The sequence below is a fragment of the Actinoallomurus spadix genome (assembly GCF_024055725.1).
Lineage (GTDB): Bacteria > Actinomycetota > Actinomycetes > Streptosporangiales > Streptosporangiaceae > Actinoallomurus > Actinoallomurus spadix.
Genome location: NZ_JAMXMX010000014.1, coordinates 91,738 through 112,406, shown reverse-complemented (window position 1 = coordinate 112,406; position 20,669 = coordinate 91,738). Strand labels below are relative to the sequence as shown.

Here is a 20,669-nt window from a genome sequence, read left to right as displayed (position 1 = left end):
TTGGGATTCCTCATGCTTTTCGACGTTTCGTGGATGAACCGCGCTGAATGCCAGAAGGTCGACCCGGAGGTCTTCTTCCCCATCGGGAGCGGGAGCCTGACGCCGGCCCAGGTCGCCGAGGCGCGGGCCGTCTGCGGACGATGCCCGGTACGGCAGGACTGCCTGCGATACGCCCTGGAGACCGGCCAAGGACACGGCGTCTGGGGCGGAATCGACGAGGACGAACGCCGGGTCATGCGGTCCGGCTCCCGGCGGCGGCCGGTCGGCGCCTCCCGGCCGGAGCGCGGCCACCGGGCCCGCTGACGAGCCGACGGCCGCCGGCGCCCAGAAGGGCCGGCGGCCGTCGGAGGACCGTAGCGCGGAGCCGGTGGTCTCAGCGCCGGAACAGTGCGGCCGGTGAGACGGCCTGCGGCATCCGCACCCGGGCGATCACCGCGAACACCACGCCGAGCACGGCGGGGAACACCGCGAGCGCGGGCACCAGCACGAACACCTGCGTGATGATCGCGCCGACCATCAGCCCGATCAGGCCGAGCGCCGCCCAGCCGGCGAGCCGGGGGATGAGCAGGCCGATCCCGCCGGCGGCCTCGACCGCGCCGGTGAAGTACCGGAACCACTGTCCCCAGCCGATCTTCGCGAAGTCCTCCACCGCCTCCCGCTGTCCCGCGAACTTGGGGGCCGCCGAGACGATCAGCAGGAACGCCGCGAGCAGGATCTGGATCGTCCACAGCGCGCGGTTCCGGGCGCGCCTTCCGGACGCGGGGGAGGCGCCGGTCGTACGGGTGACGGCGGCGGTCGTGCGGGCGGTGGTGTTCTCGGTGGCGACCATGGTGTCTTCCTTCCATTCGAACTGCGGCGTACGTGAAAGCGGGCGAGGCCGGGGGCGTCACGATCGTCGGGGCGGACGCGGCACCGGGATGCCTGTGGCGTCTTCCCGGCCTCTGCTCACGCGTCGAACGGCGAGCCACCGGATCGACATCTCGCCCGGATTTTTTTTCGAGATTTCTCCCGCCGCAGGTCAGCGGCCCTTCCGGCGGCGGTCCACGCCGACACGGGGATCCGTGACGGAATCCGCCCCCCGGGGGGTTGTCGATCCGGCCGACTCCCGTTCGACGCGCAGGCGAAGGCGAGAAGAGCCGGCCGGATCCTCCGGCCCCGGCCCGGAGAAGGAGTGACGACGATGCGGTTCCTCATGATGACCAAGGACGACCAGTCCGCGGGCGGCCCGCCGGACGAGAGGCTCATGGTCGAGATGGGCAGGTTCACCGATGAGATGACCCGGGCGGGCGTGTTGCTGGCGACCGGCGGACTGCACCCCGAGGGCACCTCCATCAGAGCCGAGAACGGAAAGGTCACGGTGACCGACGGGCCCTTCGCCGAGGCGAAGGAGGCGGTCGTCGGCTTCGCGCTGATCGAGGTCCGTTCTAAGGAGGAGGCCATCGAGCTGTCGAAGCGGTTCTGGCGGATCATCGGCGACGGCGAGGGCGAGATCCGCGAGGTCCTCGGCCCAGGCCGGTAGCCCCGCCGGGGCCTTCGCTCCGTCGAGTACGGCCCCGGCGACCTCGCCGAGAAGCCTGAGTTCCAGCGGTCGTCGCACACCCGGCTCAGGGGTGTGCGACGGCACGCCCGGCCGGTCCTCAAGCACCCCGGTCAGGTACCTGTCCGGCAGGCGTCGATGTGTCTCCGCGTCGGTACGGCCGCTTCGCCGTCATAGTGGCCACCTTGCCGCCGCAGTAGACGAGCGCTCGCCGCATCTGTCCCTTCTGCCCGGCGATACCAACGGCAAGGAACCGGGTGATCGGCGGCTCTCGGCTACGTGCGGCAGGTCGTCTTGAGGCGGTGGCGGGTCCAGGCCCGGGCGGCGGCCGTCAGCGGGGCCGAGTGCGGACGGGCCGCCGCCGACCGCGTCTTGTGGCCCCACAGGCCCAGCACCGTGGCAGCGAACGCCGTCACCGCAGCCGCCGGGGCCTCGCGCCACGCGGGAATCCGCGCCGCCCACGACTCCGCGCTCTGGGGCGAATGGCCGGCCGCCACGAGCCTGATCACCATGAAGGCCGGGTCGACCCACGCCGCGCCCTGTGACGCCCACGCCCAGTCGATGACCACGACCGCGCCGTCGTCGATGAGGAGGTTCCCCGGCTGCAGGTCGGTGTGCAGCAGCGCGTCCCCGTCGACCAGTCCGGGCGCCGCCGTTTCCAGCTCGACGAGCCGTGGCAGGTGCTCGGCCTCCCACGAATCCAGGTCGCGCGGAGGATCTTGGGCGTACTGCCGCCACACCGGCCGGCGGGCCCAGCGTGCCGCGAGGCTGCGATTCGGCGCGGCGGACGGGATCGGCTGATGTAGCGCCGTGACGGCCTCTGCGACGGCGGCCAGGTCGGCAGAGGACGGGGCCAGGTCCGAGTGCCGTCCGGCCATGTGCTCGAAGCCGAGCATCAGCCATCCGTCGACCTCGAGCTGCCACAGCAGCCGGGGCGCCAGGCCGCGGGGCAGCAGAGCATTCACGGCCGCCTCGTTGCGGTGCATCCACGCGGCGGGATGGTCAGCGTGGATGCCCTTGCAGAACACCCTGCCGCCGTCCAGGTGGAGCGTGGCGGAGAAGTCCGAGCTGCATCCCATCGGGGGCATCTCGGCTTTGAGGACTTGCCCGCCGCACCGCTGCTCGACGGCGCTGCGGACGTCGTCCGGCAGAGCGTCCCACGCGTGTCTCATGGCGGTCCTCGCTGGATAGAGGGCGACCCCAGGTCGCCGAGCATATGACCTGGGGTCGCCTGAGGTGTGGATGTCACGGGCTGTCGGTGCAGCCGGCGTGACACTGCGAGCAGGCGGCCGCGTGCGCCTGCCACAGCTCCTCATCGATCGGGATGCCTGCCGCGCGCATCGCGGCGAGCGTCTTGGCGATCGGACCGGCCTCGGCGGGCGGGATGTCGCCCGTGCAAACGCTGTCGCACTTGTGGTCGTCGGTCGGCACGTGGTGGATGAACCGTCCCGCGACCCGCTGGCAGAACTCGGCGTAGTCCTTCGTGTAGAGGACGAACGTACGCCAGCCGATGTCGACCCTCGGGGAAGGCGACAGGCCGGCGCCCGGGTTGAGGGCGCATGGCGACGCCGCGAGCGAGCGGGACCGCCGCTCGATGCCGAAGGTGAGGGACCTCTGCCGGACGATTCGCGGTCATGAAGCCGGCGAGCATCCGCCCCGGTCTCGTTACCGGATGCTTTACGCCGCCGTATTCGAAATGACCGAAGAGGCCCTTTTTGGCGACCGTGCGGCGGATACCGCCGAGGCGTCCGTCTGGCGAGACTCCGGCATCGATCTCAATGGCCTACTCACACCCGACGACGAAGAACGTCTCGCGCTCGCCGTCCAGCGCCCGGGACGGGTAGATCTGACCGTCGTCGAGTCCCTTGCGACCATCCTGGCCATGCAGCGCCGCCTCGATGACACGCTCGGCCCTTCCGTGATCCTGTCGGCCACGCTCGCCCAGGCCCGCACCGTCACACGGCTGCTGCGCGAAACCCGCGGTAAGGTCCGCGACTCGCTCGCTCCTGTCGCCGCCGAATGGGTCCAGTTCAGCGGATGGCTACAGGCCGAACTGCGCGCAATGACGCAGCAGCGGCCCACACGCTGACCGAAGCCGAAGAGATGGCCGACGACATCCACGACGGCACACTCGCCGCGCAGGCCGCGAACTTCAAAGGCTACCTTGCCCGCCGGCAGAATCGGCCGCGGGGGATCGTCCGCCACTTCCTTGCCGCCTACCACACGCCCGGCGCGCACCCGGCGCAACGGCTGGGTGATGCCGTCCAAGCGGCTCAGGGATATGCCCTTCTCGGTGAGAAGGCGGCCGCCCGGCGTCTCCTCACCGAGGCGGCCGCACTGGAGGACCAGGCCAACCGACATTCCCCGCCCGGAACGGCGTACTGGCTGACGCCCGACTTTCAGCACGTCAACATCGGCCTGGCGCTGCTGGCCCTCGGTGAGTACCCGGACGCAGCGGAGCACCTTGCGGCTGGCCTGGCCTCTCTCCCCTCGGATCAGCAGGACGCCGAGTGGACGCGGGAATACCGCGATGCGCTCGCCGAAGCCGAAGATCGGGCGTGATCGATCGGTCCAGCTTGCGCCGAGAGGCGCATGGAGCGGCGCTCCGCCAGGTCCGCGGTGCTCCTCGGGGGAGGGGCTTCGCCGTCGTAGTGGCCGCCTTGCCGCCGCAGTAGACCAGCGCTCGCCGCATCTGCCCCTTCTGTCCGGCGGTACCGACGGCAAGGATCCACGCCATCGGCGACTCTCGGCTCGCTCGATGGGTTGCGGCAGGGTGGGCGGCGGTGCTCTGATCGGCTGCGTGACGACACCCGATGTGCACCGGACGATCGACGCGATCTGGCGGCTGGAGTCGGCGCGGATCATCGCGGGCCTGACCCGGATGATGCGGGACGTCGGCGTCGCCGAGGAGCTGGCGCAGGACGCGCTCGTCGCCGCCCTCGAACAGTGGCCGCAGGACGGCGTCCCGGACAACCCGGGCGCCTGGCTCATGGCCACCGCCAAGCACCGGGCGATCGACCGCATCCGCCGGGAGAAGCGGTTCGAGCAGAAGCAGCAGGAGATCGGCCGCGATCTCGAGACGCGCCAGGACCCCACCGACGCGGAGCTGGAGGCCGCGCTGGAGGAGGACCTGGGCGACGACCTGCTGCGCCTCATGTTCATCTCCTGCCACCCGGTGCTGTCCACGGAGGCGCGGGTCGCGCTCACGCTCCGGCTGCTGGGCGGGCTGACGACCGACGAGATCGCGCGGGCGTTCCTCGTCCCCGAGGCGACCGTCGCCCAGCGGATCGTCCGGGCGAAACGGACTCTCGCCACGAAGAAGGTCCCCTTCGAGGTGCCTCCGGGGGCGGAACGCGCCGCCCGCCTGTCCTCCGTCCTGGAGGTCCTGTACCTCGTGTTCAACGAGGGCTACTCCGCGACGGCGGGCGACGACTGGACACGGCCCGCGCTGTGCCAGGAGGCCCTGCGGCTCGGCCGGGTCCTCGCCGAGCTGATGCCGAGGGAGCCGGAGGTGCACGGACTGGTCGCCCTGATGGAGATCCAGGCCTCCCGCCTTCGCGCGCGCGTCGGCCCGTCCGGCGAGCCGATCCAGCTCCTCGACCAGGATCGTGGCAAGTGGGACCAGTTGCTCATCCGCCGCGGGTTCGCGGCGCTGCTGCGGGCCGAGGAGGTCGGCGGCGGGATCGGCCCGTACATGCTGCAGGCCGCGATCGCCGCCTGCCACGCCCAGGCGCCGACCGCGGAGGACACGGACTGGGCGCGCATCGCCACGCTGTACGAGGCGCTCGGGAGGATCGCGCCGTCTCCCGTCGTCGAGCTGAACCGCGCGGTCGCGGTGGCCATGGCGCACGGCCCGGAGGAGGGCCTGCGGATCGTCGACGGGCTCGCCGGCGAACCGGCGCTGAAGGGCTACCACCTGCTGCCGAGCGTGCGCGGTGACCTCCTGGCGCGGCTGGGGCGCGCCGCGGAGGCCCGCGCCGAGTTCGAGCGCGCCGCGTCGCTGACCCGGAACGACCGGGAGCGCACGCTGCTCCTGGACCGCGCCGCCGCCTGTGACACGGCGGCCACGACGGCCGGCTGACCCGCTCACCGGTCAACGGCTCCGTCGGCGACGGGCCGACCATCCGGCCCGGGCGTCCGGCCCCTCGCCGGCTCAGGCCTGCCGGTGGGCGGGGGTGACGGTGACGCGGTCGCCGCTCGGGGTCGTCACCGCGAACTCGAGCCGGTCGTCGTGCACGGTCGCCCGGACGTCGTCGCCCGGGCTCAGCCGGCCGCCCAGCAGCATGCTCGACAGGCGGTTGTCGACCTCGCGCTGGATCGTGCGCCGCAGCGGCCGCGCGCCGAACTCCGGCTGGTGGCCCCGGCGCGCGAGCCAGTCCACCGCCTCCTTGGTGAAGTCGATCGACAGGTTCTGCGCGCGCAGGCGGCGACGGGTCTCGTCCAGCAGCAGGTCCGTGATCCGCCGTAGCTGTTCGGCGTCGAGCCGGCGGAAGACGATGATCTCGTCGATGCGGTTGAGGAACTCCGGGCGGAACGCATCGCGCAGCCGCCGCATGATCTGCTCGCGCAGCGACGTGTCCTCCCCGCCGCCCGCGTCGGAGAAACCGGTGGCCAGCCCGCCGGTGCCGATCACGTCGGAGCCCAGGTTGCTGGTCATGATGACGACCGTGTTGCGGAAGTCGACCGTACGGCCCTGCGCGTCGGTGAGGCGCCCGTCGTCGAGCAGCTGCAGCAGGACGTTGAACAGGTCGGGGTGGGCCTTCTCGATCTCGTCCAGCAGGACGACGGAGTACGGGCGGCGGCGTACGGCCTCGGTCAGCTGACCGGCCTCCTCGTAACCGACGTAGCCGGGCGGCGCGCCGGTGAGCCGGCTGACCGTGTGCCGCTCCTGGAACTCGCTCATGTCGAAGCGCACCATCCGGTCCTGGCTGCCGAACAGGGCCTCGGCCAGCGCGCGGGCCAGTTCCGTCTTGCCGACGCCGGTCGGCCCGAGGAACAGGAAGCTGCCGATCGGCCGGTCCGGGTCGCCGAGGCCCGCGCGGGAACGGCGGACCGCCTCGGCGACCGCGGCGACGGCCTCGTCCTGGCCGACGACCCGTTCGTGCAGGTGCTCCTCGAGCCGGAGCAGGCGCTCGCGTTCCTCCAGGGTCAGCTGGGCGAGGGGGATCCCGGTGATGCGCGAGACGACCTCGGCGATGTCCTCCGCGGTGACCTCGGGCACGGTCGCGGCCTCGTCGTCCTCGCCGGTCGTGGTGGCGACGCGGTCCTCCAGCTCGGCGATCTGGTCGCGGAGGGCGGCGGCCTTCTCGTACTTCTCGTCCGCGACGGCCTGGTCCTTCTCCCGGCGGCGATGGTCCAGCTCCTCCTCCAGGCGCCGTACGTTACGGCCGGGCGTCGTGGTGCGCAGCCGGACGCGGGCGCCGGCCTGGTCGATGAGGTCGATCGCCTTGTCCGGCAGGAACCGGTCGGTGAGGTACCGGCTCGACAGGTCGACCGCCGCGACCAGCGCCTCGTCGGTGAACCGCACCTGGTGGTGCGCCTCGTACCGGTCCTGCAGCCCGCAGAGGATCTCGATGGAGTCGTCGGGGCTCGGCTCGGGCACGAGGATGGGCTGGAAGCGGCGTTCGAGGGCGGCGTCCTTCTCGATGTTCTTGCGGTACTCGTCCACGGTCGTCGCGCCGATGACGTGCAGTTCTCCGCGGGCCAGGGCGGGCTTGAGCATGTTCCCGGCGCTCATGCCGCCCTCGGCCCCGCCGGCGGTCACCATCGTGTGGATCTCGTCGATGAACACGAGGATCTCGTCGCCGTGCGTGCTGATCTCCTCGACGACCTTCTTCAGCCGTTCCTCGAAGTCGCCGCGGAAGCGGGTTCCGGCGACCAGCCCGGCCAGGTCCAGCTGGATGAGGCGCTTGCCGCGCAGGATCTCCGGCACCTCGCCCTCGACGACGCGCTCGGCGATGCCCTCGACGATGGCGGTCTTGCCCACGCCGGGGTCACCGATGAGGACCGGGTTGTTCTTCGTGCGCCGGGACAGCACCTCGATGGTCTGCTCGATCTCCTCGTCGCGGCCGACGACGGGGTCGACCTTGCCCTCGGCGGCCATCGCGCTCAGGTCGCGCCCGAACTCGTCGAGGGTGGGCGTGCCGGACGGCGGGTGGACGGTGGTGCCGCCGGGCGTGCCGCCGATCGCCTTCCGCAGGGACTCCGGCGTGATCCGCGCGGCGAGGAGCAGGCGGCCGGCCGCCGACTCGGGATTGGCCGCGAGCGCGAACAGGATGTGCTCCGGGCCGATGTAGGAGGCGTCCAGGGCACGGGAGATCTGGTGGGCGTCCAGCAGTGCGCGCTTGGCCGACGGGGTGAGCCGCGCGGAGACGTCCTCGCGGGCCGGACCGCGCCGTACGTGCTGGGCGGCCTGCCGGGCGAGGGTCTCCGGGTCGGCGCCGGCGCGGTCCAGCAGGTGCCGGGTCACGTCCTGGCGGGTCGCCGCCCACAGCAGGTGGTCGGTGTCCAGGTCGGGGCCGCCCCACTCGGCGGCCTTGACGGCGGCGTCGCGGACGAGTTCGCGGGCGCCCTCGGTCATGAAGCGCGCGATGTTGACGCGGTTGGTGGGCCGCCGGGGCGCGCCCGTCCCGAAGAACCGGGCCAGGAACTCCTCGAACTGGTCCGACTCCTCGCGCTCGTTCCGTCCTTCAGGCATGTCGACCTCCTCACCCGGCGTGCGCGTTTCGGCTGCTCGCGCGACCCCTACCCGAGGCGGGAGTCCGAAACGCGGGTCAGGGGTAGTCCTCGTCCTGGTCGGCGCGTGCGGTGGTCTGCTGTTCGATGACGTCGGCCTCGTTGGCGTCGATGGGGAGTTCCTCGAGGGGCGGGCGCTCCGCGGGGCCCTCCTCCTCCCGGTCCGTGTCGAGGCGCTGCTCGATGAAGTCGGCCTCGGGTTCCTCGATGCCCGGTGTCTCGTCCGGGATCGGATCGCGGTGGACGACCTCCTCCGGGTTCGCGGGCTGGCCCCGGTCCGGAAGATCACGTTCGGTCATGGCGCCTCCACGGGGTTTCGGTGCTCACGGAGTGCGGTCCGTCGTTCACACGGAGGTAGATCTCCGTCATGCGCGCTGCCCTACCCGGGACTTTCCCCGCTAACCGCCCGCGACGGGGTGGCGGTTCGCGTGGTGACGCGCGTGGCGGCCGGGGCGGTGGACCGTACGGCGGCCGGTGAGCAGATCGGCGAACGCGGCGAGCAGCGCCGCGGCCACGAACGCGAGGACGACGTACAGCGCGTGCTGGAACGCCGTCGCCCAGCCGCCGTGCGTACCGCGCACGGCGGTGAAGAACACCGAGCCGACGGCCGCGATGCCGACCGCGGTGCCGATCCGCTGTCCGGTCTGCAGGACCCCCGCGGCGCTGCCGCCGCCCTCGGGCGGGACCTCCGAGAGGGTGATCGTCTGGTTGGGCGCGATCACCAGGCCGCTGCCGAGCCCCGCCACGAGGAAGGGCAGGGCGGTGGCCAGGGCGACCCGCGGGCCGGAGTCGAAGTGCACGGCGAGGAGCACGCCCGTCAGCCCGATCCCTACGAGGACGAGGCCGACCGCCACGAGCGGCCGGCCGAACCGCGAGACGATCCGGCCGCCGACGGCGGCCGCCGCACCCGATCCGACCGCGAACGGAGTGATCGCCAGCCCGGCCTTCAGCGCGCTGTAGTGCAGGCCGTTCTGCAGGTACAGCGTGAAGATGAAGAAGATGGCGGTGAATCCCGCGAAGTACAGCAGCGCGATCGCCGAGCCGAGCGCGTACGAGCGGAGCCGGAACAGGCCGAGGTCGACCATCGGCTCGTCGTGCCGCCGCTCCCACCACAGGAAGAGCGCGAGCAGGACGGCGGCGGCGGGGACGAGCAGCCACTTCGCCGGGCCGCGCCACTGCTGTTCCTGGACGAACGGGAGAAGCAGAGCCACCACGCCGGCTCCCAGGAGCACGACGCCGAACGGGTCGAGGCTCCGCCGGCGGCTCGTCCGGCCCGGCGCCGGCAGCAGCCGCCAGGCCAGCGGCAGCGCGATCAGCCCGACCGGGACGTTGACGTAGAACACCCACCGCCAGCCCTCCTGCGGGCCGGCGAGCGCGATGATCGCGCCGCCGAGGATCGGGCCCGCGGCGGTGGCGATGCCGATCGTGGCGCCGAGGCTCCCGAACGCCCGGCCCCGCTCCGGCCCGCGGAACATCACCTGGATCAGCCCCGCGATCTGCGGGTTCAGCATGCCGCCCGCGACGCCCTGGACGAGCCGGGCGGCGACCAGCCAGGCGATGTTCTGCGCGATGCCGGCGGCGGCGCTGGCCAGGGTGAAGACGATCAGGCCGGTCATGAAGACCGCCCGGCGGCTGCGCGCGTCGCCGAGCCGGCCGGCGGCGACCAGGACGAGGCCGAACGTCAGGGCGTAGCCGCTGAGGATCCACTGCAGCCCGTCCGGTGTCGCGTGCAGGCCGGCGCGGATGGAGGGCAGCGCGACGTTGACGATGCTGACGTCGAGGAGGGTCATGAAGGCGGCGACCAGGCAGATCGCCAGCGCCTGCCAGCGGTGCCGCACGGGGTGATCAGGGTGATCGGGGTGGGGTTCCGTCCGCATGAGGCTGACTTTGCTCCGGACAGAACGGTCCAAACCGCCGAAGGCGGGCCGGGCCGGGACCTCGTGCGCTCCCCGGGTACGGAAGGTAACCTTTCGCCGTCGAGGCCCCCGAGTAGGGTGAGCCGGACGGTCGGTGACGACCGGCTCCTTCGGTTCTACGGAGAAACGCGCGGATTCCATGGCGAGGCAGTCCGAACGGCCGGCGGCGACCGGTCCAGCCCCCGCTTCTGCGGCGGTGAGAGACGCGGAGCCGGCCATCCCCGGATCCCGTTCCGCCCGGGAGCCCGGCCGGGCCATCAAGCCGGGGCGGCACGGGCTGCCGCCGGAGACCGTCGCCGACATCCAGCGGGACCGCCTCATCGACGGCTTCGTCCAGGTGGTCGCCGAGCACGGGTACCCGCGGACGACGATCAGCAGGATCACCGAGGCCGCCGGGGTGACCAAGAAGACGTTCTACGTCCACTTCACCGAGATGGACGACTGCTTCCTCGCTGCCTACCAGCGGGGCACCGGCATCCTCCTCGACCGGATGGCGCACGCGTACCACGGCGCGCCCTCCTGGCCGGAGGGCATCCGCGCCGGGCTGCGGGTCATGCTGGAGCTCCTCGCCGCGGAGCCGCTGTTCGCCCGTGCCGCCCTGGTCGAGGTGAACGCGGCCGGTCCCCGGTTGCGCAAGGCACGGATCCAGCACCTCGCGCGCTTCCGTAAGTTCTTCACCGACCCGGCGTACGACCTGCCGTCCCTGCCCACGGTCGTCATCGACGCGATCATCGGCGGGATCTACGGAGCGGTCTACGCGGCGGTGGAGGCGGGCGAGGGCGACCGCCTGCCGGCGATGCTGCCGTCCCTGGTCTACTTCGCGCTGCTGCCCCTCGGCCGCGAGGAGGCCGCGGCCCAGCTGGGGGCCGGTGAGCCGCCCTCGCGGTAGAACGCCAGCAGGAAGTCGGCGAGCGGGTCCGCCAGGTCGGGGAGTTCCGCGGTCCGGTCGCTCTCCACGTGGTTGTAGACCATCGTGTAGACCCCGCCGATGATGGCGTTCCGGATCTCGCCCGGGATCCGCGGGATGCCCGGTCCGCCGAGGAACGAGCGGAACCTCGCCAGGAACGCCTGCCGCGCCCGGTGCACCCGGGGGCCCGCCGTGCTCGCGTCGATGACGCACATCCGGGCGAGGGCGGGTTCGGCGGCCGCCAGTTCGAGGGCCGCGCGCAGCCCGGCGCGGACCGCCGCGGGCCAGGACGCCTCCGCCCGGTAGGCGGTCTCCGCGCGGGCCAGCAGGGCACGGGTGCCACGCTCGTACGCCGCCAGGAAGCAGTCATCGAGGTCGCAGAAGTGGTCGTGGAACGTGGCGGCCGGTAACCCGGCCCTGGCCGCCACCGCGCCGATCGTCGTCCGCGGGAATCCGCGCTCGGCCACCACGGCGACGAGCGCGTCCATCAACCGGGTCCGCCGTGCCGCCGCGTCGTCCGCGCCCGGCGGCCGGCTCCGCCCGGCACCGGGCGGTCCGGTCGGGCGCGCCGCGGCGGCCTCCGCGTCCGCCGGCCGGGCCCGCCGTGCCGCCGTGTGGTCCGCGTGCGGCTCGCATGGGCGCCCGCCTTCCGGGGCTCCGTCGCGCATGGGTGACCTCCCGTCGGTGGCACCGTCATCCGGCTGTCTATCGCCTGCCGGTGGACGTGGGAATGCAGCCGGGCGCCCCGATCGGGTCCGGCGGCGGCCGGATCCGGCCGTTGCACCGGCCGTGGTTGACATGAGACACCGTACGGTTTCTATTTGCAGGAAGCTTGTTTGTTACCGACAGGTTTCGAGCCGAACGTCGTCCTCGGGGGATGAATCCCAAGGAGGCGGTGGCATGCGCCATCGTGGATCCAGAGCGGGAACGCTCCTGCTGGCCGCACTCGCCGTGGCCCTCCCGTGCGTTCCGGCGGAGGCCGCCGCGGGCACGGTCACCGAGTTCCCGGTGAGCATCCCCGACAGCGCGCCGCTGAGCCTGGCGGCCGGGCCGGGCGGCACCGTGTGGTTCACCGAGCACGCGCGTGGCCTCGGCCGCGTCGACGCCCTCGGCGCGGTGAAGGAGTTCGCCGTCCCGGCGAACGCGCAGCACAACGTGGCCGTCCCGGAGGGCGCCGCGACCGCGTCGGACGGCACGGTGTGGTTCACCGACGCGTCCACGGCCGTGCCGCGCGTCGGAAAGGCCGACCCCGCGACCGGTGCGGTGACCGCCTACGAGGTGCCCGCCACCGGGGACGTGAGCTTCGCGGGCGGTCAGCTCACCGACATCACCGCCGGCCCGGACGGCGCCATGTGGTTCGCCGGCGGCCCGTCCGGCGCGGTCGGCCGGATCGCCTCCTCGGGCGCGGTCACCGCGTACGCCACCGTCGGCCTGTCGCCGTACGCGATCACCACGGGCCCCGACCGGGCGCTGTGGTTCACCGACACGAACGGCGGGTCGATCGGGCGGCTGGATCCGGCCACGGGCGGCGTCACCACCTACGCGCCCGGCTCGTCGGGCGAGGGCGACCCGGCGGCCGGCGGCATCACGACCGGCCCGGACGGCGCGGTCTGGTTCACCGAGCCCGGCGTCGGCAAGATCGGCCGCATCGTCCCCGGCACCGGCGCCATCACCGAGTACGCCGTGCCGACCGCGAACTCCGCGCCGGAGGGCATCACCGCCGGTCCGGACGGCAACGTGTGGTTCACGGAGGCCGCGGCCGGCAACGTCGGCCGGATCGTCCCCGCTTCCAAGAAGATCTCCGAGTACCCGCTGCCGGACGCCCTGTCGGCCCCGATGCGGATCACCAAGGGGCCCGGGGGAGCGCTGTGGTTCACCGAGGCGGGCAAGGGCGCCGTCGGCCGGCTGAACCCCGGCGCGCCGCCCTCCGGCTCGCCGCACGCCGCCACCCCGCCGATCGCCGACGGCACGAGTCCCCGGGTCGCCGCGTCGTTCCAGGGCCGCTGCCCGACCTCGGCGATCATCTGCCAGACCCAGATCACGACGGGCGGCAGTGTGAAGATCGGCGGCTTCAGCCAGGCGATGCCGCCCGGCGCGCTGCGCGTCACCGGCTACGTCACCTCACTGGGCTCCGGTGGGGCGGTCCTCCAGCCGCCCCTCACCGGGTCGGAGCTGGAGTCCGTGCCGGTCGAGGTGCCGGGCGGCATCATCGGCACCCTGCCGCTCATCGGCCCGATCCTCGGCATGACACCGGCGGCGATGCTGCCCTTCAACAGGCTCACGATCACGCAGTCGCTGGCGGGGCCGGTGACCGTCGGGTTCGGTCCGAGCGGCCTGCAGGCCACCGCGACCCTGAACATCCGGCTCAACAACCAGCTGCTCGGCGGGAACTGCGTCATCGGGCCGATCACCGCGAGCCTGGCCCCGGTGGACCGGTCCGGCGGCTCGGTGCACGACCCGCAGCTCGGCTGGCAGCCCCTGAACGTCGAGATCAACGACGACACCCTGTCCGTGCCCAAGGCCCACGGCTGCGGTCTCGGCGGAATCCTCGACGGCGTCATCAACTCGACCATGGGCCTGCCGTCCGCCTCGGGCAACAGCCTCGACCTGCCCGCGATCCTCAGCGTCGGCGCGGGGGCGCATCCCTGACCGGAGGAAGGAGACCGCCACCCCCTCGCACCGCACCGTCCCCCTGTCCCGACAACCCGCCACCACCCGCAGAACCCGGGACCGCTGACGCCGATCCCGGCCCCCTCAGGAGAGGTACGCACATGATCTCCAGAACGGCGAAGCTCGCCGCGACCGTCACCGGGGCGGGCGCCCTGGTCGCCATGATGGGCGGCACCGCCTACGCGGCGGGCGTCAGCCCGGCCAACACCGCGATCACCGCCACCAGCAGCAGCGTGAAGTTCGCCGGCACCCTGTCCGGGCTGTCCTTCTCGGTGACCTGCACCAGCTCGACGATCAAGTTCACGACCCCGTCGTCGGGGTACGGCCCGGTCAACATCAGCCCGGACCCGACCTTCAGCGGCTGCAAGGACAACTTCGGCGGCACGGCGACGATCACCGCGAACCACACGAACGGCAGCTGGACGCTGCTGGCCATCGCCAGCCCGACCTCGGTCAAGATCACGATCCCCAAGGCGGGCGTGACGGTGACGACGAGCACGCTGCCCGGCTGCGTCGTGACGGGCGCCCCGACCGCCGCGGCGCCGATCACGGCGAGCTACAGCAACGCGACGGGCAAGGCCACGTTCACCAGCGCCAGCGTGCCGTTCTCCGGCAACGCCGCCTGCGGCACGATCAGCCCGACCGGCACCGCGACCGGCGTCTACACCACCAGCCCCACGGTCACGATCACCTGACGTGGTGCCAGGGGGCGAAGCACGAGCAGGGGCCGCCTTCGGGCGGCCCCTGCGCCTCCGTGCCGCTCCTGCGCCTCCGTGCCGCCCCGGTGACCGGAACCGGACGGGCGGCACTCACCGGCTTGACGTGAAACACCTGCGGGTTTCTAGTTGCCCACTATGAAGATCCTAGGAGGCGATGGCATGCGCCATCGTGGTGTGCGCGCGGGGATGGTCGCGTCGGCGGCCCTGCTCGGCGCGGTCGCTCTCGGCCCGGCCTCGCCCGCCGGTGCCGCCGCCGGCGTGACCGAGGTCGCGCTGCCCGTGTCCGACGTCGCCCCGGCGGGCCTGGCCGCGGGCCCGGGCGGCAGCGTCTGGTTCGCCGAGAACGCCGGAGGGCTGGGGAGGGTCGACTCGGCCGGCAAGGTCAAGGAGTACGCCCTGCCCGCCAACTCGGCCAAGACCCAGGGCGCGGCCGACGGGATGGCCGCCGGACCGGGCGGCCGCCTGTGGTTCACCGACTCCTCCGTCGACGTCCCGCGGGTCGGCTACGCCGACCCCGCGACGGGGAAGACCACCCTGTTCGAGGTCCCCACCACCGGCGACGTCAACTTCGCGGGCGGCAGGCTGACCGACATCGTCGCCGGGCCCGGCGGCGCGATGTGGTTCGGCGGGGGCGCGGCGCCGGCGATCGGCCGGATCACCTCCTCGGGCACCGTCACCGTGTACGCCACCGCGGGCGCGAGCGTGTACGGCCTCGCGGCCGGCCCGGACGGCGCGGTCTGGTACACGGGCACGGACGGGTCCATCGGCCGGCTCGACCCGGCGTCCGGCGCCGTCACCGCCTCCTACCCGCCGTCCGCGGGCAGCGGATCGCCGGCCCTCGGCGGGATCGTCACGGGCCCCGATGGCGCCCTGTGGTTCACCGAACCCGGCGTCGGAATGATCGGCCGGCTCGACCCGGCGACCGGCGGCATCGACGAGTACCCGGTGAACACCGCCGACTCGGCGCCCATCGGCATCACCGTCGGCCCCGACCGGCAGATCTGGTTCACCGAGGCCGCCGCCAGCAACATCGCCAGCCTCGACCCCGGCTCCGGCGCCGTCAGCGAGTATCCGCTGCCCGCCACGCTGTCCGCGCCGATGCGGATCGCGTCCGGCCCGGGCGGGAGGCTCTGGTTCACCGAGGCCGGCAAGGGCGCCGTCGGCAGCCTCGACCCGGCCGCGCCGCCGGCCGGAGCACCGCACCCCGCCGTCCCGCCGGTGGCGCACGGCAGCATGCCCCAGGTCGCCGCGAAGTTCCAGGCGCAGTGCCCGCAGAACCACGCCTGCCAGACCCAGGTCACCTCGGGCGGCAGCGTCAAGATCGGCAGCTTCGCCCTGACCCTGCCGCCGAACGCGATCCGCGTCACCGGCTACATCTCCTCCCTCGGCCCGGGCAGCGTCCTCAACCCGCCGGTCATGGGGAACCAGTTCGTGTCGCAGCCCGTCGAGGTGCCCGGTGGTCTGATCGGGCAGCTTCCGCTGGTCGGCACCGTCCTGGGCAAGACCCCGGCGGCGCTGCTGCCGGTCAACCGGCTCACCGTGACGCAGTCGCTGGCGGCGCCGATCACCGTTCAGCTCGGTCCGGGCGGGATCGAGGCGACGGCGAAGCTCAACGTCCACCTGAACAACCAGCTGCTCGGCTCCTCCTGCGTCATCGGCCCGATCACCGCGAGCCTGACCCCGGCCATCCTCGTGCCGGGCGGGGCCGGCGACCCGGCGCTCGGCTGGACGCCCTACCCCGTGCAGATCAACAACAAGATCGCGGTTCCCGCGGCCAAGGGCTGCGGCCCCGCCTCGATCCTCGACGGCGTGATCAACCAGATGATGGGCCTGCCGTCGAGCTCGGCGAACAACGCGATGAACCTGACCGGCGTCATGAGTCTGGGCGTCGGCGTCAACCCGGCGGACACCCCTGCCGTACGGTCCACGGCGGCCCCGTCGGCGCTGTCGAAGCTCACCGCGGGCCTGCGCCCGCAGCCGAAGGTCAAGAAGAGCGCGGCCAAGCGCGTCAGGGCCCCGAAGAAGGTCACCGTCACGCTGAAGGCCCGGCACTGACGGAAGTCCGAGCGGGGCGCCGCCCGGCAGGCCGGCGCCCCGTACTCGACCGGACGTGACGCCGGGTCAGACCTGTCCGGCGATCTCGGCGATCCGGCGCCGGGCGACGTCGGTTCCATGATCACCGAACGCGTGGACGCGCATGGGCGGCTCACCGGATCGAGGTGTCGCCGAGGGAGTCGAGCAGGTCGCGCAGGAGGCCCGCCAGCTCCGTCCTCCGTTCGGGACTCAGGGAGGAGAGCAGCCGGGCCTCGTTCGCGACGTGGAGCCCGACGATCTCGTCGACCAGCGCCCGGCCCCGCTCGGTCAGCCGGACCCGTACCGACCTGCGGTCCTGCTCGTCGGGCACCCGCTCCACGAGGCCCTTCGCCGCGAGCCGGTCGATCCGGTTGGTGATCGCCCCGGAGGTCACCATCGCGGCGCGGTTGAGCGCCCCGGCCGTCAGCGTGTACGGCGGGCCGGAGCGGCGCAGGGTGGCGAGCACGTCGAACTCCCATTGCTCCAGCCCGTGGCCGGCGAAGAAGTCCTTCAGCTCCCGGTCCACGATCCGCGACAGCCGCTTGATCCGGCCGATGATCCCCATCGGCCAGACATCCATGTCGGGCCGTTCCCGTGCCCACTGGCCGAGGATCTCGTCCACCGCGTCGCTCATCGGTCACTCCTCTCAACAAAAACAATCTCAACGTTGATCTACTTGACGTTGAACATCGATGCGTGCTGTTATCTCAACGTTGAGATTATCAATCAGGAGGGATCGATATGGCCGTCCTCACGGCCCGGCGCGGCGTCTCCGTCCCGCAGGGCGTCCGCGACCTGGCGCTCACGGCGCTCACCCCCCTCACGTGGGGGTCGACCTACGCCGTCACCACCGAGTTCCTGCCGCCCGGCCGGCCGCTGTTCACCGCGGCGATGCGGGCGTTGCCGGCCGGTCTGGTCCTCCTCGCCGCGACCCGGGTGCTGCCCCGCGGTGCCTGGTGGTGGCGGGCCGCCGTCCTCGGCCTGCTCAACATCGGAGCGTTCTTCCCCCTGCTGTTCCTGGCCGCCTACCGGCTGCCCGGGGGCATCGCGGCCGTGCTGGGCGCGGTGGGCCCGCTGTTCGTTCTCGCGTTCGCCGCTCTGCTGCTGACCGAGCGACCCACCGTCCGCAAGCTGCTGGCCGCCCTGACGGGACTCGCCGGAGTGGGCCTCGTCGTCCTGCGCGCCGACGCGCGGATGGACGTCCTCGGCCTGCTCGCCGGGCTCGCCGGGGCCGCGTCGATGGCCGCGGGCACGGTCCTCACCAAGCGCTGGGGCCGCCCCGAGGGCGTCGGCCCGCTCGGCCTCACCGCCTGGCAGCTCACCGCAGGCGGCCTGCTGCTGGTGCCGTTGACCGCGTTCGTCGAGGGACCGCCGCCGGCCCTCGACGGGCCCGCCGTCGGCGGTTACCTCTACCTCGGGGCGGTCGGCACGGCCGCCGCGTACTGGGTGTGGTTCCGCGGCCTGTCCCGCCTTCCCGCGACCTCGGCGGCCTTCCTCCCGCTGCTCAGCCCGCTGTCCGCGGCGGTCATCGGCTGGGCCGCGCTCGGCCAGGCCCTCACGCCCCTGCAACTGCTCGGCATGACGCTGGCCCTCGGCGGCACACTCGCCGGCCAGTGGTCCGGCGGGCCGCGCCGCCGGGCCGTACCGGCACCCGCCGCCACCGTGAGAAGGAGTGCATGACCATGCGCGTCACCGTGTTCGGAGCGGCGGGGGCCGTCGGACGCCGCGTCGTCGCCGAGGCGCTGTCCCGGGGCCACGAGGTCACCGCCGTCGTCCGCGACCCGGCCCGGTTCGCGGAGCCGCCCGCGGGCGCCCGCGTTCGTGCCGCCGACGCCCGGAACGCCGAGGACGTGGCCCGCCTCGCCGCCGGCCAGGACGTCGTGATCACCGCGACCCGTCCCGCGCCCGGCGGCGAGCCGGAGCTCGTCACGGTCGCGAAGACGCTGCTGGCCGGCCTCGCCGGAACGGGCGTCCGGCTGCTCGTCGTCGGCGGCGCCGCCACCCTGACCGTGCCCGGCACCGGGGGACTGACCCTGGTTGAGGAACCGGGCTTCCCCGCCGGGCTGCGGGCCATCGCGCTCGCGTGCGCCGATCAGCTCGCGGCCTGCCGGGCCGCGACCGGCGTCGACTGGGCCTACCTGAGCCCGCCGGCGCTGCTGGAGCCGGGCGAGCGCACCGGCGCGTACCGCCTCGGTGCCGACGAACTGCTCGTCGACGCCGGAGGGGAGTCCCGGATCTCCATGGAGGACTTCGCCGTGGCACTCCTCGACGAGGCCGAGCACCCCCGCCACCACCGGACACGTTTCACCGTCGGCTACTGAGCCGGAGCGCGATCGGTGGTGGTGACCGGGCCTACGGCCAGGGCCGCCCGCAGCGCCTCCAGGGCCTCCAGGGCGATCTCGAACAGGGAGCACTCGTCGTCTCGGTCCAGCCACTCGTCGAGCGCCACGGCGAGCACGGTGACGCCGGTGTCGGCGAGCACGGCCGCGGTCAGCGGGGCCAGGCCGCGGCGTTCGAAGCCCTCCTTGATCGCCTCCCGCATGGCGGCGCGCTTGCGCAGGTCGCGCTCGCGCAGGCCGTCGTCGGACCGGACGATGGCGCGCAACTGCCGGATCTCGGCTCGCCGCCCGTCGAACCGGGTCTCGGTCACGGCGCGCAGGCCTTCCACGAGCACCGTGATCGGGTCCATCGACCCCGGCGCGTCGGCCAGCAGCCGGGCGGCCAGCTGGGGGAACTCGTCCTCGGCGAACAGCACCTCGCGCTTGTCGGCGAAGTGACGGAAGAAGGTCCTCGTGGTCAGGCCCGCCCGGGCGGTGATCTCGGGCACGGTCGTCGCGGCGAACCCCTGCTCGACGAACAGTTCCAGCGCCGCCCGCTGGAGGCGCTCGCGCGCGTCCGGCCGCCATCTGCTCATGGGGTCAGTCTAGTGATGACATGGCGTGTCATCATCGGCTAGTCTGATGACATGACATGTCATCACCGTGGTGACGGCGGAGAGGAAGAGGACATGGGCGGAGAGGTCTGGATTCTGGGCGGCAGCGGCCGCAGCGGCCAGGCGATCGCGGCGCAGCTGGTCCCCCGGGGAATGGCTCCGGTGCTGGTCGGCCGGCACGCCGAGCGGCTGGACGACGCGGCGGCGCGGGTCGACGGCGCGCGCACGGTGGTCGCCCCCTCGGTCGAAGCGATGGCCGACGAGATCCGGCGGCAGGGGCCGGCCGTGGTGGTCAACACGGTCGGGCCGTTCACCGTGACCGCGCCGCCGATCACGCGGGCCTGCCTGGCCGTCGGCGACTACGTCGACCTGGCCAACGACGTGGCCGCGGTGACCGGCGTGCTCGGCCTGCACGAGGCGGCTTCGGACGCGGGGCGGTCCCTGGTGACCGGGGCCGGGTTCGGCGTCACGGCCACCGAGAGCGTGGTGGTCGGCCTGTGCGCGGGCCGTCCGGCACCGGTGCGGGTACGGGTCGACATGGTGCCCTCGATGGAGATGGCCGCCGGGCGGCTCGGCGAGGCGCTCGCCGCCTCCCTCGTCGAGGGACTCCCCGGGGTCGAGGGCGGCCGCCGGTACGGGGGCCGTCGTTACCGGGACGGCCGGCTCGCACCGGCACCCATCGGCGGCGAACCGGCCCGGCTCGTGCTGCCCGACGGCGAGCGGGTCACCACCGCGAGCCTCCCGCTCGGCGAGCTGGTCGCGGCCCAGCGGGCCAGCGGGGCGCCCGACGTCGTCGCCGCGTCCAGCGAGGCACCCGCCTCACCGCTGATGCGGGTGCTCCTGCCGCCGGCCACCGCGCTGCTGGCCAGCTCCCGGGTGCGGAGCTTCGCCCGGCGCCGGCTGGCCCAGGTGCAGGTCAAGGCCCGTCCGCGGCCACGCCCGCACTCCTGGGGACGCGCGCGCCTTGAGTGGGCCGACGGCACCGTCCAGGAGGGCTGGCTGCGCGTCGGGGAGGCGCAGGAATTCACCGGCGCGGTCCCGGCCGAGGTGGCGCGCCGCCTGCTGTCCGGCGAAGGCCGGCCCGGAGCGTACACGCCGGCCGCCCTGTTCGGCCCGTCGCTGGCCGAGGCGTGCGGCGGAACCTACCTGCCGGCCCCGGCCCACCCCGTTGACTGATCTC

21 protein-coding genes are annotated in these 20,669 nt (G+C 73.1%); 12 read left to right on the top strand and 9 right to left on the bottom strand.

Features of this window, described 5'->3' with window-relative positions; translation table 11 throughout:
- Positions 1-33: 33 nt before the first annotated feature.
- Positions 34-303, top strand: a complete 270-nt coding sequence (locus NE235_RS21890) for a WhiB family transcriptional regulator (protein WP_289849007.1) — start codon at positions 34-36, stop codon at positions 301-303.
- A gap of 70 nt (positions 304-373) precedes the next feature.
- Here the strand turns inward: NE235_RS21890 and NE235_RS21885 are convergent, their stop codons facing one another.
- Positions 374-829: a DoxX family protein gene (locus NE235_RS21885; RefSeq protein ID WP_252805914.1), complete on the bottom strand. Its 456-nt coding sequence runs from the start codon at positions 827-829 to the stop codon at positions 374-376.
- 351 nt (positions 830-1,180) lie between these two features.
- Here NE235_RS21885 and NE235_RS21880 point away from each other — a divergent pair, with 351 nt between their 5' ends.
- The gene (locus NE235_RS21880) at positions 1,181-1,519 is read left to right on the top strand and encodes a YciI family protein (RefSeq protein ID WP_252805912.1); all 339 of its coding nucleotides are present in this window, start codon (positions 1,181-1,183) and stop codon (positions 1,517-1,519) included.
- A 293-nt stretch (positions 1,520-1,812) separates the two neighbouring features.
- On the opposite strand, the gene NE235_RS21875 is transcribed toward NE235_RS21880, so the two are convergent.
- Complete coding sequence (locus tag NE235_RS21875) at positions 1,813-2,709, bottom strand: phosphotransferase (protein WP_252805910.1); 897 nt, start codon at positions 2,707-2,709, stop codon at positions 1,813-1,815.
- A 73-nt stretch (positions 2,710-2,782) separates the two neighbouring features.
- A complete protein-coding gene (locus NE235_RS21870; RefSeq protein ID WP_252805908.1) occupies positions 2,783-2,968 on the bottom strand; it encodes a hypothetical protein in 186 nt (61 codons plus the stop codon).
- Between the two features lie 241 nt (positions 2,969-3,209).
- On the opposite strand from NE235_RS21870, the gene NE235_RS21865 reads away from it, so the two are divergent.
- From NE235_RS21865 to NE235_RS21855, 3 genes are all read left to right on the top strand, one after another.
- The gene (locus tag NE235_RS21865) at positions 3,210-3,626 is read left to right on the top strand and encodes a hypothetical protein (protein ID WP_252805907.1); all 417 of its coding nucleotides are present in this window, start codon (positions 3,210-3,212) and stop codon (positions 3,624-3,626) included.
- Positions 3,627-3,640: 14 nt separating this feature from the next.
- Positions 3,641-4,099, top strand: a complete 459-nt coding sequence (locus NE235_RS21860; protein WP_252805905.1) for a hypothetical protein — start codon at positions 3,641-3,643, stop codon at positions 4,097-4,099.
- A 238-nt stretch (positions 4,100-4,337) separates the two neighbouring features.
- Positions 4,338-5,618, top strand: coding sequence for an RNA polymerase sigma factor (locus NE235_RS21855; RefSeq protein ID WP_343886442.1), 1,281 nt, complete (start codon positions 4,338-4,340; stop codon positions 5,616-5,618).
- Between the two features lie 72 nt (positions 5,619-5,690).
- On the opposite strand, the gene NE235_RS21850 is transcribed toward NE235_RS21855, so the two are convergent.
- From NE235_RS21850 to NE235_RS21840, 3 genes are all read right to left on the bottom strand, one after another.
- Complete coding sequence (locus tag NE235_RS21850; protein WP_252805903.1) at positions 5,691-8,234, bottom strand: ATP-dependent Clp protease ATP-binding subunit; 2,544 nt, start codon at positions 8,232-8,234, stop codon at positions 5,691-5,693.
- A 76-nt stretch (positions 8,235-8,310) separates the two neighbouring features.
- Positions 8,311-8,571 (bottom strand): hypothetical protein, encoded by a 261-nt coding sequence (locus tag NE235_RS21845; protein ID WP_252805901.1) that lies wholly within the window; start codon positions 8,569-8,571, stop codon positions 8,311-8,313.
- A gap of 99 nt (positions 8,572-8,670) precedes the next feature.
- The gene (locus NE235_RS21840) at positions 8,671-10,149 is read right to left on the bottom strand and encodes an MFS transporter (RefSeq protein ID WP_252805899.1); all 1,479 of its coding nucleotides are present in this window, start codon (positions 10,147-10,149) and stop codon (positions 8,671-8,673) included.
- A gap of 235 nt (positions 10,150-10,384) precedes the next feature.
- On the opposite strand from NE235_RS21840, the gene NE235_RS21835 reads away from it, so the two are divergent.
- Entirely contained in the window at positions 10,385-11,077 is a 693-nt protein-coding gene (locus NE235_RS21835) for a TetR/AcrR family transcriptional regulator (protein WP_252805897.1), read from the top strand.
- On the opposite strand, the gene NE235_RS21830 is transcribed toward NE235_RS21835, so the two are convergent.
- Positions 11,002-11,763: a TetR/AcrR family transcriptional regulator gene (locus NE235_RS21830; RefSeq protein ID WP_252805895.1), complete on the bottom strand. Its 762-nt coding sequence runs from the start codon at positions 11,761-11,763 to the stop codon at positions 11,002-11,004. The two genes, NE235_RS21835 and NE235_RS21830, sit on opposite strands and share 76 nt — an antisense overlap.
- A gap of 232 nt (positions 11,764-11,995) precedes the next feature.
- Between NE235_RS21830 and NE235_RS21825 the strand changes: the two genes are divergently transcribed.
- From NE235_RS21825 to NE235_RS21815, 3 genes are all read left to right on the top strand, one after another.
- Positions 11,996-13,744: a Vgb family protein gene (locus tag NE235_RS21825; RefSeq protein ID WP_252805893.1), complete on the top strand. Its 1,749-nt coding sequence runs from the start codon at positions 11,996-11,998 to the stop codon at positions 13,742-13,744.
- 122 nt (positions 13,745-13,866) lie between these two features.
- Complete coding sequence (locus NE235_RS21820; RefSeq protein ID WP_252805891.1) at positions 13,867-14,460, top strand: hypothetical protein; 594 nt, start codon at positions 13,867-13,869, stop codon at positions 14,458-14,460.
- A 183-nt stretch (positions 14,461-14,643) separates the two neighbouring features.
- Positions 14,644-16,539, top strand: coding sequence for a Vgb family protein (locus tag NE235_RS21815; protein WP_252805889.1), 1,896 nt, complete (start codon positions 14,644-14,646; stop codon positions 16,537-16,539).
- A gap of 151 nt (positions 16,540-16,690) precedes the next feature.
- Here NE235_RS21815 and NE235_RS21810 read toward each other — a convergent pair whose 3' ends face one another.
- A complete protein-coding gene (locus NE235_RS21810; RefSeq protein ID WP_252805887.1) occupies positions 16,691-17,191 on the bottom strand; it encodes a MarR family winged helix-turn-helix transcriptional regulator in 501 nt (166 codons plus the stop codon).
- Between the two features lie 107 nt (positions 17,192-17,298).
- Between NE235_RS21810 and NE235_RS21805 the strand changes: the two genes are divergently transcribed.
- A complete protein-coding gene (locus NE235_RS21805; RefSeq protein ID WP_252805885.1) occupies positions 17,299-18,237 on the top strand; it encodes an EamA family transporter in 939 nt (312 codons plus the stop codon).
- Complete coding sequence (locus NE235_RS21800; RefSeq protein ID WP_252805883.1) at positions 18,234-18,878, top strand: NAD(P)-dependent oxidoreductase; 645 nt, start codon at positions 18,234-18,236, stop codon at positions 18,876-18,878. Before NE235_RS21805 ends, NE235_RS21800 begins: the two co-directional genes overlap by 4 nt.
- On the opposite strand, the gene NE235_RS21795 is transcribed toward NE235_RS21800, so the two are convergent.
- The gene (locus tag NE235_RS21795; RefSeq protein ID WP_252805881.1) at positions 18,872-19,471 is read right to left on the bottom strand and encodes a TetR/AcrR family transcriptional regulator; all 600 of its coding nucleotides are present in this window, start codon (positions 19,469-19,471) and stop codon (positions 18,872-18,874) included. The two genes, NE235_RS21800 and NE235_RS21795, sit on opposite strands and share 7 nt — an antisense overlap.
- A gap of 51 nt (positions 19,472-19,522) precedes the next feature.
- On the opposite strand from NE235_RS21795, the gene NE235_RS21790 reads away from it, so the two are divergent.
- A complete protein-coding gene (locus NE235_RS21790) occupies positions 19,523-20,665 on the top strand; it encodes a saccharopine dehydrogenase family protein (RefSeq protein WP_252805879.1) in 1,143 nt (380 codons plus the stop codon).
- Positions 20,666-20,669 lie beyond the last annotated feature (4 nt).

Coding starts and splice junctions, on each gene's coding strand:
- NE235_RS21885 (WP_252805914.1), bottom strand. CDS start 829: ATGGTCGCCACCGAGAACACCACCGCCCGCACGACCGCCGCCGTCACC.
- NE235_RS21865 (WP_252805907.1), top strand. CDS start 3,210: ATGCTTTACGCCGCCGTATTCGAAATGACCGAAGAGGCCCTTTTTGGC.
- NE235_RS21845 (WP_252805901.1), bottom strand. CDS start 8,571: ATGACCGAACGTGATCTTCCGGACCGGGGCCAGCCCGCGAACCCGGAG.
- NE235_RS21880 (WP_252805912.1), top strand. CDS start 1,181: ATGCGGTTCCTCATGATGACCAAGGACGACCAGTCCGCGGGCGGCCCG.
- NE235_RS21805 (WP_252805885.1), top strand. CDS start 17,299: ATGGCCGTCCTCACGGCCCGGCGCGGCGTCTCCGTCCCGCAGGGCGTC.
- NE235_RS21815 (WP_252805889.1), top strand. CDS start 14,644: ATGCGCCATCGTGGTGTGCGCGCGGGGATGGTCGCGTCGGCGGCCCTG.
- NE235_RS21790 (WP_252805879.1), top strand. CDS start 19,523: ATGACATGTCATCACCGTGGTGACGGCGGAGAGGAAGAGGACATGGGC.
- NE235_RS21795 (WP_252805881.1), bottom strand. CDS start 19,471: ATGAGCAGATGGCGGCCGGACGCGCGCGAGCGCCTCCAGCGGGCGGCG.
- NE235_RS21860 (WP_252805905.1), top strand. CDS start 3,641: ATGGCCGACGACATCCACGACGGCACACTCGCCGCGCAGGCCGCGAAC.
- NE235_RS21810 (WP_252805887.1), bottom strand. CDS start 17,191: ATGAGCGACGCGGTGGACGAGATCCTCGGCCAGTGGGCACGGGAACGG.
- NE235_RS21840 (WP_252805899.1), bottom strand. CDS start 10,149: ATGCGGACGGAACCCCACCCCGATCACCCTGATCACCCCGTGCGGCAC.
- NE235_RS21820 (WP_252805891.1), top strand. CDS start 13,867: ATGATCTCCAGAACGGCGAAGCTCGCCGCGACCGTCACCGGGGCGGGC.
- NE235_RS21830 (WP_252805895.1), bottom strand. CDS start 11,763: ATGCGCGACGGAGCCCCGGAAGGCGGGCGCCCATGCGAGCCGCACGCG.
- NE235_RS21800 (WP_252805883.1), top strand. CDS start 18,234: ATGACCATGCGCGTCACCGTGTTCGGAGCGGCGGGGGCCGTCGGACGC.
- NE235_RS21850 (WP_252805903.1), bottom strand. CDS start 8,234: ATGCCTGAAGGACGGAACGAGCGCGAGGAGTCGGACCAGTTCGAGGAG.
- NE235_RS21825 (WP_252805893.1), top strand. CDS start 11,996: ATGCGCCATCGTGGATCCAGAGCGGGAACGCTCCTGCTGGCCGCACTC.
- NE235_RS21875 (WP_252805910.1), bottom strand. CDS start 2,709: ATGAGACACGCGTGGGACGCTCTGCCGGACGACGTCCGCAGCGCCGTC.
- NE235_RS21890 (WP_289849007.1), top strand. CDS start 34: ATGAACCGCGCTGAATGCCAGAAGGTCGACCCGGAGGTCTTCTTCCCC.